The organism is Mycobacterium sp. 4D054 (assembly GCF_052245755.1).
GTDB lineage: Bacteria > Actinomycetota > Actinomycetes > Mycobacteriales > Mycobacteriaceae > Mycobacterium.
Genome location: NZ_JBQQCF010000001.1, coordinates 138,670 through 155,063 on the forward strand (window position 1 = coordinate 138,670; position 16,394 = coordinate 155,063).

Annotated in this window: 17 protein-coding genes; 13 read left to right on the top strand and 4 right to left on the bottom strand. The window is 67.9% G+C overall.

Annotated features, from left to right (window positions below; all coding sequences use genetic code 11):
• Positions 1-76: 76 nt before the first annotated feature.
• From ACTWP6_RS00620 to mptB, 3 genes are read right to left on the bottom strand one after another with little or no spacing between them, the layout of a single operon-like run.
• Positions 77-856, bottom strand: a complete 780-nt coding sequence (locus ACTWP6_RS00620) for an ABC transporter permease (RefSeq protein ID WP_260752178.1) — start codon at positions 854-856, stop codon at positions 77-79.
• Entirely contained in the window at positions 853-1,785 is a 933-nt protein-coding gene (locus tag ACTWP6_RS00625; RefSeq protein ID WP_443186565.1) for an ABC transporter ATP-binding protein, read from the bottom strand. Before ACTWP6_RS00625 ends, ACTWP6_RS00620 begins: the two co-directional genes overlap by 4 nt.
• A complete protein-coding gene (gene mptB / locus ACTWP6_RS00630; RefSeq protein WP_260752180.1) occupies positions 1,782-3,470 on the bottom strand; it encodes a polyprenol phosphomannose-dependent alpha 1,6 mannosyltransferase MptB in 1,689 nt (562 codons plus the stop codon). The genes ACTWP6_RS00625 and mptB overlap by 4 nt, the downstream gene beginning before the upstream one ends.
• Before the next feature lie 47 nt (positions 3,471-3,517).
• On the opposite strand from mptB, the gene ACTWP6_RS00635 reads away from it, so the two are divergent.
• The 13 genes from ACTWP6_RS00635 to ACTWP6_RS00695 all read left to right on the top strand — a co-directional run bounded on the left by ACTWP6_RS00635 (position 3,518) and on the right by ACTWP6_RS00695 (position 15,829).
• Positions 3,518-4,300, top strand: a complete 783-nt coding sequence (locus ACTWP6_RS00635; RefSeq protein ID WP_443186566.1) for a helix-turn-helix transcriptional regulator — start codon at positions 3,518-3,520, stop codon at positions 4,298-4,300.
• Positions 4,301-4,391: 91 nt separating this feature from the next.
• Positions 4,392-5,840 (top strand): Fe-S cluster assembly protein SufB, encoded by a 1,449-nt coding sequence (gene sufB / locus ACTWP6_RS00640; protein ID WP_260752184.1) that lies wholly within the window; start codon positions 4,392-4,394, stop codon positions 5,838-5,840.
• 2 nt (positions 5,841-5,842) lie between these two features.
• On the top strand, positions 5,843-7,027 hold the full coding sequence (gene sufD / locus ACTWP6_RS00645; RefSeq protein ID WP_260752185.1) for a Fe-S cluster assembly protein SufD: 1,185 nt from the start codon (positions 5,843-5,845) through the stop codon (positions 7,025-7,027).
• 2 nt (positions 7,028-7,029) lie between these two features.
• Entirely contained in the window at positions 7,030-7,800 is a 771-nt protein-coding gene (gene sufC / locus ACTWP6_RS00650; protein WP_260752186.1) for a Fe-S cluster assembly ATPase SufC, read from the top strand.
• A 1-nt stretch (position 7,801) separates the two neighbouring features.
• Positions 7,802-9,082 carry a cysteine desulfurase gene (locus ACTWP6_RS00655; protein ID WP_260752189.1) on the top strand — a complete coding sequence of 427 codons (1,281 nt, stop codon included), beginning with the start codon at positions 7,802-7,804 and terminating at the stop codon, positions 9,080-9,082.
• 11 nt (positions 9,083-9,093) lie between these two features.
• Positions 9,094-9,558 (top strand): Fe-S cluster assembly sulfur transfer protein SufU, encoded by a 465-nt coding sequence (gene sufU / locus ACTWP6_RS00660; RefSeq protein ID WP_260752190.1) that lies wholly within the window; start codon positions 9,094-9,096, stop codon positions 9,556-9,558.
• Positions 9,555-9,899 (top strand): metal-sulfur cluster assembly factor, encoded by a 345-nt coding sequence (locus ACTWP6_RS00665; protein WP_260752195.1) that lies wholly within the window; start codon positions 9,555-9,557, stop codon positions 9,897-9,899. The genes sufU and ACTWP6_RS00665 overlap by 4 nt, the downstream gene beginning before the upstream one ends.
• Positions 9,900-9,934: 35 nt before the next feature.
• Complete coding sequence (locus ACTWP6_RS00670; protein ID WP_443186567.1) at positions 9,935-10,492, top strand: hypothetical protein; 558 nt, start codon at positions 9,935-9,937, stop codon at positions 10,490-10,492.
• A 600-nt stretch (positions 10,493-11,092) separates the two neighbouring features.
• The gene (locus ACTWP6_RS00675) at positions 11,093-12,547 is read left to right on the top strand and encodes a glycoside hydrolase family 16 protein (RefSeq protein WP_260752197.1); all 1,455 of its coding nucleotides are present in this window, start codon (positions 11,093-11,095) and stop codon (positions 12,545-12,547) included.
• A 55-nt stretch (positions 12,548-12,602) separates the two neighbouring features.
• Positions 12,603-12,965, top strand: a complete 363-nt coding sequence (trxA, locus tag ACTWP6_RS00680) for a thioredoxin (protein WP_260752198.1) — start codon at positions 12,603-12,605, stop codon at positions 12,963-12,965.
• 16 nt (positions 12,966-12,981) lie between these two features.
• A complete protein-coding gene (locus ACTWP6_RS00685; protein WP_260752199.1) occupies positions 12,982-13,812 on the top strand; it encodes an enoyl-CoA hydratase in 831 nt (276 codons plus the stop codon).
• Between the two features lie 107 nt (positions 13,813-13,919).
• Complete coding sequence (locus tag ACTWP6_RS00690; protein WP_443186568.1) at positions 13,920-15,548, top strand: ABC-F family ATP-binding cassette domain-containing protein; 1,629 nt, start codon at positions 13,920-13,922, stop codon at positions 15,546-15,548.
• Positions 15,549-15,634: 86 nt separating this feature from the next.
• Positions 15,635-15,829: a helix-turn-helix domain-containing protein gene (locus tag ACTWP6_RS00695; RefSeq protein WP_260752201.1), complete on the top strand. Its 195-nt coding sequence runs from the start codon at positions 15,635-15,637 to the stop codon at positions 15,827-15,829.
• Here ACTWP6_RS00695 and ACTWP6_RS00700 read toward each other — a convergent pair whose 3' ends face one another.
• Positions 15,830-16,393, bottom strand: coding sequence for a TetR/AcrR family transcriptional regulator (locus ACTWP6_RS00700; RefSeq protein ID WP_260752205.1), 564 nt, complete (start codon positions 16,391-16,393; stop codon positions 15,830-15,832).
• Position 16,394 lies beyond the last annotated feature (1 nt).

Here is a 16,394-nt window from a genome sequence, read left to right on the forward strand (position 1 = left end):
CACGCTCCGATGGTAGAGCGTCGTTAACTACACCTCGTAGTAGGGGCGGGTCGTGTGACGCGCGTGGCTGAACGGCTCAGGTGAAGCGGAACCAGCGCAACGCGCAGAGCGCCCCGACGGCACCCCACACCGCGAGTACGGCCAAGCCGAACCAGTCCATCGATGACGTCATCGCCTGGGACAGCGCCTCGGTCAGCGCGCCGGACGGCGTCAGGCGTGCCACCCACTGCACCGCCGACGGCACCATCCCGCCTTCCAGGGTGAGCGCGCCCAGTCCGGCGAAGACGAACCACAGCAGGTTCGCCACGGCGAGCACGATCTCGGCGCGCAGGGTGCCGCCGAGCAGCAGGCCCAGCGCAGCGAACACCGCGGTCCCCAGCGCGATGATCATCGCGCCGAGCGCCAGACCGGCCAGCGGCGGACGCCATCCCAGGGCGAAGCCGATGGCGCCGAACAGGATCGCCTGCAGGAACACCACCGCGACCACCGCCAGCGACTTGCCGGCGATGATGCCCCACACCGGCAGCGCGGTCGCGCCGAGCCGCTTGAGCGCGCCGTAGCGCCGGTCGAACGCGACCGCGATCGCCTGCCCGGTGAACGCCGTGGAGATCACCGCGAGCGCCATGATGGCCGGGACGAACGTGTCGGCCCGGTTCGCCCCGAAGTCACCCAGCGGCAGCAGCGTCATCCCGACCAGCAGCGTGATCGGGATGAACATGGTCAGCAACAGCTGTTCGCCGTTGCGCAGCAGCAGGCGCAACTCCAGCCCGAACTGCGCGGCCAGCATCTTCGGGATCGGTGCTGGACGCGGATCGGGGGTGAACGTGCCCGGGGCGAAACGGTTTCCCGTCGTCATTTGCGCAACTCCCGCCCCGTCAGATCGAGGAAGACGTCTTCCAGGCTGCGTTGTTCGACCCGCATGTCGGTGGCCAGCACGTCCAGCCGCGCGCACCACGCGGTCACGGTGGCCAGCACCTGCGGGTCGATGTGTCCCTCGACGAGGTACTCGCCCGGCGCGGTCTCGGAGGCTCGGTAGTTCTCGGGCAGCGCGGCGATCAACAGCGAGAGGTCGAGCATGCGGGGCGCGCGGAAGCGCAGCTGGTTCTCGGCTCCGCTGCGCATGAGCTCGGCGGGAGTACCGGTGGCGACCGCCGCGCCATGGTCGATGATCAGGATCCGGTCGGCCAGTTCCTCGGCCTCGGCAAGCTGGTGGGTGGTCAACACCACCGTGACGCCGTCGCGGCGCAGCGCGTCGATCAGCTCCCACACCACCAGCCGGGCGTGGGCGTCCATGCCGGCGGTGGGCTCGTCGAGGAAGACCAGTTCGGGACGGCCGACGACCGCGCAGGCGAGCGCGAGCCGCTGCTGTTGTCCCCCGGAGAGCCGCCGGTAGGTCGTGCGGGCCGAATCGGTGAGTCCCAGCGTGTCCAGTAGCCACTGCGGGTCGAGCGGGTCGGCGGCGTAGGACGCGACGAGGTCGAGCATCTCGCCCGCGCGGGCCGCCGGATAGGCGCCGCCGCCCTGCAGCATCACGCCGGTACGGGCGCGCACCTCGGCGTTGTCGGCGACCGGGTCCAGGCCCAGGATCCTGATCGAGCCGGCGTCGGGCCTGATGAAGCCCTCGCACATCTCCACCGTCGTGGTCTTGCCGGCGCCGTTGGGCCCGAGCAGGGCGAAGACCTCGGCGGCCCGCACGTCGAGGTCGAGCGAGGCGACGGCCGTCGTTGCTCCATATCGCTTGCTGACCCCGCGCAACTGCACCGGGGGGGAAGGTACGGAGGTCACGGGGTCTCAGCGTAGGCGTCGGGTTTGGCGCGCGGTGGCGGCGGTGGCGGTGATGCCTCGCCGTCCGCGCCGTCGGAGCGGACGCGCCAGGGCAACCTCCGATAGGTCAGCGCCACCAGGATCAGCAGGATCACCGTGCTTGCCACGGTCGCCAGCGCAATCTGAAACAGTGCGAACCGGTCGCCGTTGGCGGTGGGCCCGAAAATCCCGACCACCAGCGTGACGGCGATGGCCGCGGCGCGGAACCGTGGGCGGGTGGCCCAGGCGGCCAGCGGGATGATCGCCCACAGCACGTACCAGGGCTGCACCACCGGGAACAGCAGCAGTGTGGCTCCGAGCGCGACGCCGAGTCCGCCGACGGGGTGCAGCCGACCGCGCAACACCGCCAACAGCAGCCACAACACGATGACCGCGATCAGTGTCACGCCGATCGCGCGCGTCAGTGCCAGCACCGCGGTGGTGTGGTCGCCGAGCCCGAGCAGGATGCCGACCTGGCCTGTGCCCAGCGCCAGCAGGGTCGGTGGAGACATCCAACTGCGCACCACGTTGGCGGTGCCGAGCGTGAACAGCCAGCCGAAGCCCAGCCCGCTGGCCCAGCCGATGAGCGCCATCACCGCCAGGCTGACCGTCCCGAGCGAGGCGCTCGCGATCAGGAAGGCCTTGACGGTGCCGCCCCAGCGGTGGGCCAGTGCCATCGCCACGAAGCCGAGCGCGAGCAGCGACGGCAGCTTCACCTGCGACGACAGCGTGATCAGCACGGCGCCGGTGACGAGCATCGCCAGCGGATACCAGCGGGCCCACTGCTCCTTTCCGCGCGGCCACGTCAGCGGGCGGGGCAGCAACGGGGTGGCCGCGTCCACGCCGCGTAGCGCGAACTCGGTGCCCGCCAGCATCAGGCCCAGCATTAGCGCCTCGTTGTGGATGCCCGCCACCAGATGCATGATCAGCAGCGGGTTGGCCGGACCCAGCCAGAGCGCGCTGACCTCGGCGACGCCGCAGCGCCGGGCCAGGCGCGGGGTGGCCCACACGATCATGCCCACACCGAGTAGCACGACCAGCCGGTGGAAGAGCACCGCCTCGACGATGTTCTCCCCGGTCAGGCGCGAGATGCCACGGCCGATCCACAGGAACAGCGGCCCGTACGGCGCCGGGGTCTCCCGCCACATGCTCGGCACCGACAGGGTGAAGACGTGACCGAGGCCCAGTCCGGGAGCGGGACCGACCTTGTACGGGTCGTTGCCCTGCAGCGAGATCTCACTCTGGGCGAGATAGGAGTAGACGTCCTTGCTGTACATCGGCGGCGCGATCAGCAGCGGCAGTACCCACAGCAGCAGTGTCCGGTCGAGCTGGCTGCGCGTCATCTTGCGGGGGCCCAGCGCGAACCGGCCCAGCATCAGCCACGCCAGCGCCATCATCACCGCGCCCGTGGTCGTCATCGTCAACGACACCGTCTGGATACGCGACGGCAAGTTGAGCAGCCGGACCCCGAAGGTGGGGTCCTGCACGACCGGCCGGGCGCCGGCGCCCAGCGCGCCGATGGCCATCAGCACCGTGCCGGTGGCGCCGAAGATGCGGGTGCGATGCATCGCGGCCACCTCGGCGGCGGTCAGCGGGCTGCCGACCGTCCGCTCGTCACCGTGCCAGCGGGCGATCGAGGAGCTGAGGGAGTGCTCGCGGGCTGCCACGATGGCAGCGTAGCGGGCGGTTATTCCCCCAAAGCGCGACGACGTGTGTGAGAATTCCGACCCGGCTGCTAAGGGTGCCCTTGCTAGACCCGCCCACTGAATTGCGTCACACTGGTGTTGTGAAAATCCGTCCGCACAGCTCGGAGGCGCCGGCATCGGCGCCTTCTTTTGCTGCCGACGGTCACACCCGGGGCGCCATCATCAGGCTGCTGCTCGAGTCCGGTCCGATCACCGCCGGCCGCATCGGTGAGCGGCTGGGCCTGTCGGCGGCCGGTGTGCGCAGACATCTCGACGCACTCATAGAGGCGGGGGAAGCGCAGGCCCAGGCTGCGGCGGCCTGGCAGCATGCGGGCCGCGGCCGGCCCGCCAAGCGCTATCAGCTCACCGCGGCCGGTAAGGCGAAGTTGGAGCACACCTACGACGATCTCGCTTCGGCGGCCATGAGGCAGCTCCGGGAGATCGGCGGTGACGACGCGGTACGGACCTTCGCCCGCCGCCGCATCGACGCGATCCTCGCCGACGTGGACCCGGTGGGCGATGCGGCGTCCGACGGGGAGGTGGAGGCCGTGGCGGACAGGATCGCCGAAGCCCTCAGCGGGGCCGGATATGCGACCACCACCGCCAAGGTCGGCGGCCCGGTGCGCGGAGTGCAGATCTGTCAGCATCACTGCCCGGTGTCGCACGTCGCCGAGCAGTTCCCCGAGCTGTGCGAGGCCGAACAACAGGCGATGGCCGAGGTGCTGGGCACCCACGTGCAGCGGCTTGCGACCATCGTCAACGGCGACTGTGCCTGTACCACCCACGTGCCGCTGGTGCCGGCCGAACGCTGAGACAACGAACGCCTAAGACAACGGACAACAGGAAATCTTCGGCACACAGCCCGCGCCGAAGCCATCACACGAGCAAAAGGAGTGTGTCGCAATGACACTCACACCGGAGGCGTCAGTCTCTAAGCCGGAGGCCTTGACCCAGGAGGAGGCCATCGCCTCGCTGGGTAAGTACGGCTACGGCTGGGCTGACTCTGACGTCGCGGGCGCCAGCGCACAGCGCGGGCTGTCCGAAGCGGTGGTCCGCGACATCTCGGCGAAGAAGAGCGAGCCCGAGTGGATGCTCGACATCCGCTTGAAGGCCCTGCGCACCTTCGGCAAGAAGCCGATGCCGAGCTGGGGCTCCAACCTCGAGGGCATCGACTTCGACAACATCAAGTACTTCGTGCGCTCCAGCGAGAAGCAGGCCGCCACGTGGGACGACCTGCCGGCCGACATCAAGAACACCTACGACAAGCTGGGCATCCCGGAAGCCGAAAAGCAGCGCCTGGTCTCCGGTGTCGCCGCCCAGTACGAGTCTGAGGTCGTCTACCACTCGATCCGCGAGGACCTCGAGGCCCAGGGCGTGATCTTCCTGGACACCGATACCGCTCTCAAAGAGCACCCGGAGCTGTTCAGGGAGTACTTCGGCACGGTGATCCCGGCCGGGGACAACAAGTTCTCCGCGCTGAACACCGCCGTGTGGTCGGGCGGGTCGTTCATCTACGTCCCGCCCGGGGTGCACGTCGACATCCCGTTGCAGGCCTACTTCCGCATCAACACCGAGAACATGGGTCAGTTCGAGCGGACGTTGATCATCGTCGACGAGAACGCCTACGTGCACTACGTCGAGGGTTGTACGGCGCCGATCTACAAGAGCGACTCGCTGCACAGCGCCGTCGTCGAGATCATCGTCAAGCCCGGCGGGCGCTGCCGCTACACGACCATTCAGAACTGGTCGAACAACGTCTACAACCTGGTCACCAAGCGCGCCCGCGCCGAGGCCGGCGCCACCATGGAGTGGGTTGACGGGAATATCGGCTCCAAGGTCACCATGAAATACCCGGCGGTGTGGATGACCGGTGAGCACGCCAAGGGCGAGGTGCTCTCGGTCGCGTTCGCCGGTGAGGGGCAGCACCAGGACACCGGCGCCAAGATGCTGCATCTGGCGCCCAACACGTCGAGCAACATCGTGTCCAAGTCGGTGGCCCGCGGTGGCGGCCGCGCCTCCTACCGCGGCCTGGTGCAGGTCAACAAGGGGGCGCACGGATCACGCTCCTCGGTGAAATGCGATGCGCTGCTGGTTGACACCGTCAGCCGCTCCGACACCTATCCGTACGTCGACATCCGCGAGGACGACGTGACGATGGGACACGAGGCCACGGTGTCCAAGGTCAGCGAGGACCAGATGTTCTATCTGATGAGCCGCGGTCTGACCGAGGACGAGGCCATGGCGATGGTGGTGCGCGGCTTCGTCGAGCCGATCGCCAAGGAACTCCCGATGGAGTACGCACTCGAGCTCAACCGGCTGATCGAGCTGCAGATGGAAGGCGCGGTCGGCTAGATATGGGCAATCTGACTCAGGCAGTCGAGGGTTCGGCCCTCGCTGCCGTCAACAAGGGCGAGCTGTTCTCGTCGTTCGACGTCAACGCGTTCGAGGTGCCCGGCGGGCGCGACGAGATCTGGCGGTTCACACCTCTGAAGCGGCTGCGCGGCCTGCACGACGGCTCCGCGACCCCGACCGGGTCGGCCGGGATCGCGGTCTCCGAACGTCCCGGCGTGACAGTGCAGACCGTCGCGCGCGGCGACGAGCGTCTCGGACAGGCCGGCGTGCCGTCTGATCGTGTTGCCGCCCAGGCATTCTCGTCGTTCGATACGGCGACCATCGTGACCGTCGCGCGCGACACCGAGATCGCCGAACCGATCGAGATCGGCATCACCGGACCCGGTGAGGGCAAGGTCGCCTACGGGCACCTGCAGATCCGTGTCGAAGAGCTCTCCCGCGCGATCGTCGTCGTCGACCTGAGGGGAAGCGGTACCTACGCCGACAACGTCGAGATCATCGTCGGAGACTCCGCCGGCCTGGGCATCATCTGGATCGCCGACTGGGCTGACGACACCGTGCATGTCAGCGCCCACCACGCCCGGCTGGGCAAGGACGCGGTGCTGGGACACGTCAACGTGACCCTCGGCGGCGACGTCGTCCGGACCACAGCGAACGTGCGGTATGACGCCCCCGGTGGGGATGCCAAGATGCTCGGCACGTATTTCGCCGACGACGGACAGCACTTCGAGGCCCGGCTGCTCGTCGACCACTCGCAGCCCAACTGCAAGTCCGACGTGCTGTACAAGGGCGCGCTGCAAGGTGATCCGGACTCGAAGAAGCCGGACGCGCACACCGTCTGGGTGGGTGACGTGCTCATCAGGGCCGAGGCCACCGGCACCGACACCTTCGAGGTGAACCGCAACCTGGTGCTCACCGATGGTGCCCGCGCGGACTCGGTACCGAACCTGGAGATCGAGACCGGCGAGATCGTCGGCGCCGGGCACGCCAGTGCCACCGGGCGTTTCGACGACGAGCAACTGTTCTACCTGCGGGCGCGCGGCATTCCCGAGGACCAGGCCCGCCGCCTGGTGGTGCGCGGCTTCTTCAACGAGATCATCGCGAAGATCGCCGTCCCCGCCGTGCGTGAGCGCCTGACCGAAGCAATCGAACGAGAACTAGCAATCACGGAATCGAGAACCTCGTAGCCATGACCACACTGGAAATCAAGGACCTGCACGCATCGGTCTTCACGCCGGAAGGCGAAGAAGTGCCGATCCTCAAAGGGGTCAACCTGACCGTGAAGTCAGGCGAGACGCATGCCGTGATGGGCCCGAACGGCTCGGGCAAGTCCACGCTGTCCTACGCGATCGCCGGCCACCCCAAGTACACCGTCACTTCCGGGTCCATCACCCTCGACGGCGAGGACGTGTTGGAGATGAGCATCGACGAGCGTGCTCGAGCGGGCCTCTTCCTGGCGATGCAGTACCCGGTCGAGGTACCCGGCGTGTCGATGTCGAACTTCCTGCGCACGGCAGCCACCGCGGTGCGCGGCGAGGCACCGAAGCTGCGGCACTGGGTCAAAGAGGTCAAGGGCGCGATGGGCGACCTCGACATCGACCCCTCCTTCGGGGAACGCAGTGTCAACGAAGGCTTTTCGGGCGGTGAGAAGAAGCGCCACGAGATCCTGCAGCTCGGCCTGCTCAAGCCCAAGATCGCGATCCTCGACGAGACCGACTCAGGTCTGGACGTCGACGCGCTGCGCGTGGTCAGCGAGGGCGTGAACCGCTACAAGGAGGCCGAGAACGGCGGCGTGCTGCTGATCACGCACTACACCCGGATCCTGCGCTACATCCAGCCGCAATTCGTGCACGTGTTCGTCGGCGGCCGCATCATCGAGTCGGGTGGGCCGGAATTGGCCGACGAGCTCGAAGAGAACGGTTACGAGCGCTTCACCCAGGCTGCTGCCGCAGGGGCCTGACATGACGGCCGCCAAGACCCTGGACATCGCCGCGATCCGTGCCGATTTCCCGATCCTGAGCCGGGTCATGCGCGGCGGAAACCAGCTGGCGTACCTCGATTCCGGGGCGACGTCGCAGAAGCCGCTCGCCGTGCTCGACGCCGAGCGTGCGTTCCTGCTCACCTCCAACGGCGCGGTGCACCGCGGCGCGCACCAGCTGATGGAGGAGTCCACCGACGCCTACGAGCAGGGCCGCGAGGACATCGCCGCATTCGTCGGCGCGGACTCCGACGAGCTGGTGTTCACCAAGAACGCGACCGAGGCGATCAACCTGGTGGCGTATGCGCTGGGGGACAGGCGGTTCGAGCGTGCCGTCGGACCCGGCGACGTCATCGTCACCACCGAGCTCGAGCACCACGCCAACCTGGTGCCGTGGCAGGAACTGGCCCGGCGCACCGGCGCGACCCTGCGCTGGTACGGCGTCACCGACGACGGCCGCATCGATCTCGACTCTCTGGCACTCGACGATCGGGTGAAGATTGTTGCGTTCAGCCATCACTCGAACGTCACCGGGGCCGTTGCCCCGGTGGCGGAACTTGTCGCGCGCGCCAAGGCGGTCGGTGCGCTGGTACTGCTGGACGCCTGCCAGTCGGTGCCGCACCAACCCGTCGACTTCCATGCCCTCGGCGTGGACTTCGCGGCGTTCTCGGGGCACAAGATGCTGGGTCCCACCGGTATCGGCGTGCTCTATGGCCGGCGCGACCTGCTCGATGCGATGCCGCCGTTTCTGACCGGCGGCTCGATGATCGAGACGGTCACCATGGAGGCGAGCACCTACGCGCCCGCACCGCAGCGGTTCGAGGCCGGAACGCCGATGACCTCGCAGGTGGTCGGACTGGCCGCGGCTGCACGGTACCTGGATGCCCTCGGCATGCCCGTCGTGGAAGAGCACGAGCGGGATCTGGTGGCTCGGACCCTGGCCGGACTGTCGGCAATCGACGGTGTCCGGATCATCGGGCCGGCCACGATGGACGGTCGCGGGTCACCGGTGTCGTTCGTGGTGGACGGTGTGCACGCCCACGACGTCGGGCAGGTGCTCGACGACCACGGTGTGGCGGTCCGCGTCGGCCACCACTGCGCGTGGCCGCTGCACCGCCGGTTCGGCATCGCCGCCACCGCGCGCGCGTCCTTCGCGGTGTACAACACCGAGGACGAGGTGGATCGGCTCGTCGCGGGCGTCCGCCGGGCGGTGGAGTTCTTCGATCCGGACGGCCGGAGCGACGCGGCCCGGGGATTGCGTTGAGGATCTGAGACGTGCGCCTCGAGCAGATCTACCAGGAAGTGATCCTGGATCACTACAAGCACCCGCACCATCGCGGTCTGCGTGAGCCGTTCGACGCCGAGGTGCATCACGTGAACCCCACGTGTGGGGACGAGGTGACGTTGCGGGTGGCGCTCTCCGAGGACGGCGAGACCGTCAACGACATCTCCTACGACGGCCAGGGCTGTTCGATCAGTCAGGCGTCGACGTCGGTGCTCACCGATCAGGTGATCGGGCAGACGGTCGGGGATGCGCTCAAGACGGTGGCCGCGTTCTCGGAGATGGTGTCGTCGCGGGGCAAGATAGAGGGCGATGAGGACGTGCTCGGCGACGGTGTCGCCTTCGCCGGGGTGGCCAAGTACCCGGCGCGGGTGAAATGCGCGCTGCTGGGCTGGACGGCCTTCAAGGCCGCGCTGGCGCAGGCCCACGGCCCCGAGAATTCTGAGGAGATTCCATGAGTGAAACCGCAGCGGGCGACGAGTTGCTCGCCGAAGTCGAAGAGGCCATGCGCGACGTCGTCGACCCCGAACTCGGGATCAACGTCGTCGATCTGGGCCTGGTCTACGGGATCAACCTGGAGGCCGGCGATTCCGGCCCCGTCGCGCTGATCGACATGACGCTGACCTCGGCGGCATGCCCGCTGACCGACGTGATCGAAGACCAGTCCCGCACCGCGCTGGTGGGCGCCGGCCTGGTCGACGAGATCCGGATCAACTGGGTGTGGAACCCGCCGTGGGGTCCGGACAAGATCACCGAGGACGGTCGCGAGCAGCTGAGGGCGCTCGGCTTCACCGTCTAGGTCCGCCTGCCGGCGCAGTCGCGCACAATCGGGGCGTGATCGTCTTTCCGGCGTTCGTGTGGCGAGGTGGCTTCGTCCGCCGTGCACTGATCGCCGGCGGAGTCCTCGGAGTCGGCGTCGGCGTCCTTGCCGGGCTCGACTCGGGTTCGGTCGTCGTCGGGCTCATCGTCTTCACGGTCGTCGGTACGGTGTACGGCATCTGGACGGCCCGCCGGATGGCCCGGTACTGGCCCCGGTCAGCGCGCATCAGCGCGCAAGAGCGGGTGATGGTGGTCGGCGCTGTCCGCCGTGGCGCGCGGATGGTGGATGGGCGCCTGGCCGATGCCGCCGCCGAATACCGCGATGGCCTGCACGCGGCCGCCCGCGCCGCCCGGCCGCTGCGATGGGTAATTCGCCTCGTCCTCGTGGTCGCCGTGGGCACCGCATTGTGGGACGCGGCCTACGGATCGTGGGGCAGTGCCGTGGCCTCCGTGCTGTATCTGGTGGCGTTGGCGGTCGAGACGCTCTGGTGGCCCCGCCGTCGGTTTGTCCTGCTGTGCAACGCCGATCGGGCGACTTGCTCCTCACGTGACGGCAATTGCCGGAGTTCTTGACGCGGCGTGTCTGCAACGCGCGAAACCCTCCCTTTTCCTGCGTCTTTCGTGTTCACCGCACGGAGCGCCCGAAAGCTCTGGCAAACTTGAGCGGTTGCGCTGAAATTGCAGCTAATGACTGCACCGTTCGGCTGAAGTGACTTTTTGACGCGATTGCACTTTCCGGCCGAAAAGCCTTTTCGTTCGAAAACGAGCGCGTCCGTTGAGGTTTCGCTAACGTTTGCTCCGCACACCGCTGTGATCGGGAGGGGAGCCATAGACGAGGGTGTCTTTTGAGCTCAAGGCTCTACGTTCGTGAATGGCAGTCACACTCCGCTAATCGATTGCATTCGCTCCTTTCAGACGCAAATCGATCGGGAATTCGTAATTTCTTCATTTCCTGTTTCCTGTGACGAGAATGGATGTCCGGTGATGAGTCAGCGTCGTGGTAATGGTGTGCGCAGATGCGGTCGCAAACATTGGCTGGCCGGGGGCGTGATGTTTGCCGGGCTTGGCGCCGCCATGATGACCGGCGCGGCAGGCGCATCGGCGAGCGCCGACGCAGAAAGCTCAGCGGGCAGCTCGGTGTCGACGGAGACTACCGACGGTCCGAAGGCAGGCGTGGCTACCGCCGACAAGGACACCGCGACGACGGACGGCGCTGCCGACCACGACGCCGACGACAGGGGCGTCGACCACGACACCGAGGACGAGGCCGTCGATCAGGACGATGACGCGGCGGCCGACGACGTGGACGGCGAAGCGGCCAACGGCACCGATGACGTCTTCGACAACGAGGACACCGGTACCGACGACGGCACCGGCGGTGACCACATCGGCAGCGACGCCGGTGATGACCACCAGACTCCCGGAGACGGGGGAACCCTCGACGAGAACCCTGTCGATGACCCGGCACACGCAGCGGACGGCGCGGTCGTTGTCGGCGCAGAGCCCGATGCGGACCGTGCGCCGAAGCCGGATCCCGCGCTTGTCGAACGGAACCGCGACGCTGGAGCCCCACAGGCCGAGAGCGCGAAGACCGTCCAACCGGTCACCGAGGCAGTCACCCTGCGTACCGCAGCAGCGGCCGTCGAGGTCGATCCGGTGCTCGTCGCGGCCGCCACCAGCACCAAGGTGACGTGGGGATCGATGATCGTCGACTGGATGTATTCCATCGGCATCCGCAGCAAGAAGATGGGCACCGACTGGCTCGACATCCCGGTGTCGAAGGCAACCGCAGCCCGATGGCTGGTTCGGCGGTCGGTGATCTACCGCAACGTCGTGATCCCGCAGCCTGGCAATCCGGCGAACCCGAAACTGCTGTGGGAGACCAATTTCTCCAGCATGGACGAGGCGCTGCGCTACTGGGGGCTGCAGACCGGGCGGTGGGGACAGTCGGCGGGGGAGAACCAGTACTACACCGACGGCGACAACGTCTACATCGACGCTGCGGGCAACCTCGTCATCGAGGCCCGTCGCGAAGCCGCCCCGGACCGGCTGGGCGCGCCGAACAACTACACGTCTGCACGTGTGGTGACCATGGGGAAGCAGTCCATCGGCGTCGGGACCCGGGTCGTCGCACGCATCCAGATGCCGGGCACCTTGGGCGTGCTGCCGGCGTTCTGGTCGGTCGGGCTGGAACCGGGCCACGAATACGACTGGCCGCGCCAGGGCGAGATCGACATCGTCGAGATCCCCGGCATGGGTACCCCGGATTCGCGCACCACGTGGACCGGCAACATCCACGGCCCGGCGAAGACCGACAACAGCCTCGACGTGAAGTTGCACGGCGTCGACGCCGAACTCGGGGTCGACGTGTCACAGGGCTTCCACGACTACGGCATGGACTGGCATCCCGACCGCATCGTCTGGCACGTCGACGGTGTCGAGGTGGGCCGGATCACCAAGATTCAGTACGAGGCGCTCGGCGGGGACTGGACCCCGTTCTCCGGCGCATGGGAGCACTACCTGATCCTCAACGTCGCGGTCGGGAACCCGTGGACCGGGGATCCGGACCCGAACGCACCGTTTCACGCACAGATGAAGGTGGACTGGGTGAAGGCATACGCTCTTTAGCAGCACGCCGCACCGTCGAAGGAACACACCAGCCGACAGGAACGTTGAGGTACACGTGGCTACCAAGGACATCACCGCACAAGAGTTCAACGACACCATCAACGACAACGAGATCGTCCTGGTGGACTTCTGGGCCTCTTGGTGCGGGCCGTGTAAGGCATTCGCGCCCACGTTCGCTGCGTCGTCGGAGAAGCACCCCGACGTCGTCTACGCCAAGGTCGACACCGAGGCCGAGCAGCAGCTCGCCGCCGCGGCCGACATCCGCTCGATCCCGACGCTGATGGCGTTCAAGAAGGGCAAGTTGGTGTTCAACCAGGCAGGCGCGCTGCCGCCCGCCGCCCTGGAGGACCTCGTCCAGCAGATCAAGGACTTCGACGTCGACGCCGCGATCGCCGCCCAGGACAACGGTCAGAGCTGATCCGCCCCGCGTTAGGGTGCATGCCGTGACCGATGGTGACGGCTTTGTCCTGGTGGAACACCCGCGGCCCGGGGTCGCACTGGTGACGCTGAACCGCCCCGAGCGGATGAACTCGATGGCGTTCGACGTGATGGTGCCGCTCAAGGCGGCGCTGGACGAGATCACCTACGACAACGACGTCCGCGTCGTGGTCCTCACCGGCGCAGGCGCCGGGTTCTCCTCCGGTGCCGATCACAAGTCAGCCGGCTCCGTGCCGCATGTGGAGGGTCTGACCCGGCCCGCCTTCGGCTTGCGGTCGATGGAGGTGCTCGACGAGGTGATCCTGGCGCTGCGACGGCTGCACCAGCCGGTCATCGCGGCCGTCAACGGCGCCGCGATCGGAGGCGGCCTGTGCCTGGCGCTGGCCGCCGACATCCGGGTGGCGTCCACCGATGCGTACTTCCGGGCCGCCGGCATCAACAACGGCCTGACGGCCAGCGAGTTGGGCTTGAGCTACCTGCTGCCGCGGGCGATCGGATCCTCTCGAGCGTTCGAGATCATGCTGACCGGTCGTGACGTCGACGCTGAGGAGGCCGAGCGCATAGGACTGGTCTCGCGCCGGGTTCCGGCGCAGGAACTGCTGCCGACCTGCTACGACCTCGCCGCACGCATCGCGGCGTACTCGCGTCCCGGTACCGAGCTGACCAAGCGCACGCTGTGGAGCGGGCTGGACGCCGGATCGCTGGAGTCACACATGCAGACCGAAGGCCTGGGGCAGCTCTACGTCCGGCTGCTGACCACCAACTTCGAGGAGGCGGTGGCAGCCCGCAAGGAGAAGCGGCCGCCGCGCTTCACCGACGACAAGTGAGCGATTGGCCATCGATTGGCCTCAGCCCGGCACCAGCAACTAGCCTTTCAGAAGCCACCCGCGGCATGGGGTATCACCATGCCCTCGTTTCCCTCAGGAGCATCAGCGTGATCACCGCCACGGACCTCGAGGTCCGCGCAGGAGCGCGCACGCTGCTCGCCATCGACGGGTCGGCGCTGCGTGTGCAGCCCGGCGACCGGATCGGACTGGTCGGCCGTAACGGCGCCGGCAAGACCACGACGATGCGCATCCTGGCCGGCGAGGGCGAACCGTACGCCGGCTCGGTCACCCGCACGGGTGAAATCGGTTACCTGCCACAGGATCCCAAAGAGGGTGATCTCGACATGCTGGCGCGGGACCGGGTGCTCTCGGCGCGTGGCCTGGACACCCTGCTCTCGGATCTGGAGAAGCAGCAGGCGTTGATGGCCGAGGTCGCCGACGACGCCGCTCGCGACAAGGCCGTCCGCCGGTACGGGCAGCTGGAGGAGCGGTTCGCCGCGCTCGGGGGCTACGCCGCCGAGAGCGAGGCCGGGCGGATCTGCGCGAGCCTCGGGCTGCCTGACCGGGTCCTCACCCAGCCGCTGCGCACCCTGTCCGGTGGTCAGCGCCGCCGCGTGGAGTTGGCCCGGATCCTGTTCGCCGCGTCCGAGAGCGGCAGCGGGTCGGCGACCACACTGCTGCTCGACGAGCCCACCAACCACCTCGATGCCGACTCGATCGGCTGGCTGCGCACGTTCCTGCAGAACCACACCGGCGGACTGGTCGTCATCAGCCACGACGTCGATCTGCTGGCCGACGTCGTCAACCGGGTCTGGTTCCTGGACGCCGTCCGCGGCGAGGCCGACGTGTACAACATGGGCTGGCAGAAGTACCTCGACGCCCGCGCCACCGACGAGCAGCGGCGCCGCCGCGAGCGCGCCAACGCCGAGAAGAAGGCGGGCGCGCTGCGGGCGCAGGCCGCGAAGATGGGCGCCAAGGCCACCAAAGCCGTTGCAGCCCAGAACATGCTGCGTCGTGCCGAGCGGATGATCGCCGAGCTGGACGCCGAGCGGGTGGCCGACAAGGTGGCCCGGATCAAGTTCCCGACCCCCGCGCCGTGCGGCAAGACCCCGCTGGTCGCCAAGGGCCTGACCAAGACGTACGGCTCACTGGAGATCTTCACCGGCCTCGACCTGGCCATCGACCGCGGTTCGCGCGTCGTGGTGCTCGGGCTCAACGGTGCGGGCAAGACCACGCTGCTGCGCCTGCTGGCCGGAGTGGAGACCCCCGACGCGGGCGGGCTCGAACCCGGGCACGGACTCAAGATCGGGTACTTCGCGCAGGAGCACGACACCCTCGACAATCTCGCCACGGTGTGGGAGAACATCCGGTCCGCCGCCCCCGACACCGGGGAGCAGGATCTCCGGGGCCTTCTGGGCGCGTTCATGTTCACCGGTCCGCAGCTCGACCAGCCTGCCGGCACGCTGTCGGGCGGTGAGAAGACCCGCCTCGCGCTCGCCGGACTCGTCGCGTCCACCGCGAACGTGCTGCTGCTCGACGAGCCGACGAACAACCTCGACCCGGCTTCGCGGGAACAGGTGCTCGACGCGCTGCGCAGCTACCAGGGTTCGGTGGTGCTGGTGACCCACGATCCCGGCGCCGCCGAGGCGCTCAACCCGCAGCGGGTGCTGTTGCTGCCCGACGGCACCGAGGACTTCTGGTCCGACGAATACCGCGACCTGATCGAACTGGCCTGAGAATCCGCCGCCGCCCTGTGTCAGGCGTCACCCGGCTGGGTATGCGAACGCTACATCCGTGCACAGCAGCGGGGAAGGCGTCGAAGGTGAACAAGAACGGGAAGTCGAGAGATCAGCTGATGACCGAACTGCGCAGCGCCTACGAGCGCGGCGCCAGTATCCGGTCGTTGGTGGCCGAGACCGGCCACTCCTACGGCTCGATACACAGCATGCTGCGGGAATCGGGTACGACGATGCGTAGCCGGGGCGGCCCCAACCACCGCGGTCGCAAGGCCAGCTAGTCACTGCTGGCGGACCGAGTCCTCCACCAGATCCAATACGGCGCCGAGCCTTTCGGGATCGTCGCCGGAGGCCAACCGCGCGACCAGCCCGTCGAGCACCAGCTCCAGGTAGGTGCGCAGCACCTCTCCCGGCACATCGTCACGCAGCCGCCCGGCCTGCTTCTGTCGGCGGAGCCGCTCGGCGGTGGCCGCCGACAGCTCGGCCGACCGTTCCGACCAGCCCCTGCTGAACGCCGGGTCGTTGCGCAACTTGCGCGCGATCTCGAGCCGGGTGGCCAGCCAATCGAATTGGTCGGGCGCGGCCAGCATGTCGCGCATCACCTGGATCAAGCCCTCGCGCGCCGCGACATCGGCCATCCGCTCTGCGTCCTCACGCGCCAGTTCGAAGAACAGCGTGTCCTTGTCGCGGAAGTGATGGAATATCGCACCGCGCGAGAGCCCGATCGTCTGCTCCAGTCGGCGGACCGTGGCCCGGTCGTAGCCGTACTCGGCGAAGCACCGCCGGGCACCGTCGAGGATCTGGCGGCGGCGTGCCGCCAGATGATCGTCGGTCACCCGAGGCATG

Bases quoted from the DNA above. Each gene is read 5' to 3' on its own strand.
- ACTWP6_RS00620 (WP_260752178.1), bottom strand. From the start codon at position 856: ATGACGACGGGAAACCGTTTCGCCCCGGGCACGTTCACCCCCGATCCG.
- sufB (WP_260752184.1), top strand. From the start codon at position 4,392: ATGACACTCACACCGGAGGCGTCAGTCTCTAAGCCGGAGGCCTTGACC.
- sufD (WP_260752185.1), top strand. From the start codon at position 5,843: ATGGGCAATCTGACTCAGGCAGTCGAGGGTTCGGCCCTCGCTGCCGTC.
- sufC (WP_260752186.1), top strand. From the start codon at position 7,030: ATGACCACACTGGAAATCAAGGACCTGCACGCATCGGTCTTCACGCCG.
- ACTWP6_RS00655 (WP_260752189.1), top strand. From the start codon at position 7,802: ATGACGGCCGCCAAGACCCTGGACATCGCCGCGATCCGTGCCGATTTC.
- ACTWP6_RS00665 (WP_260752195.1), top strand. From the start codon at position 9,555: ATGAGTGAAACCGCAGCGGGCGACGAGTTGCTCGCCGAAGTCGAAGAG.
- ACTWP6_RS00700 (WP_260752205.1), bottom strand. From the start codon at position 16,393: ATGCCTCGGGTGACCGACGATCATCTGGCGGCACGCCGCCGCCAGATC.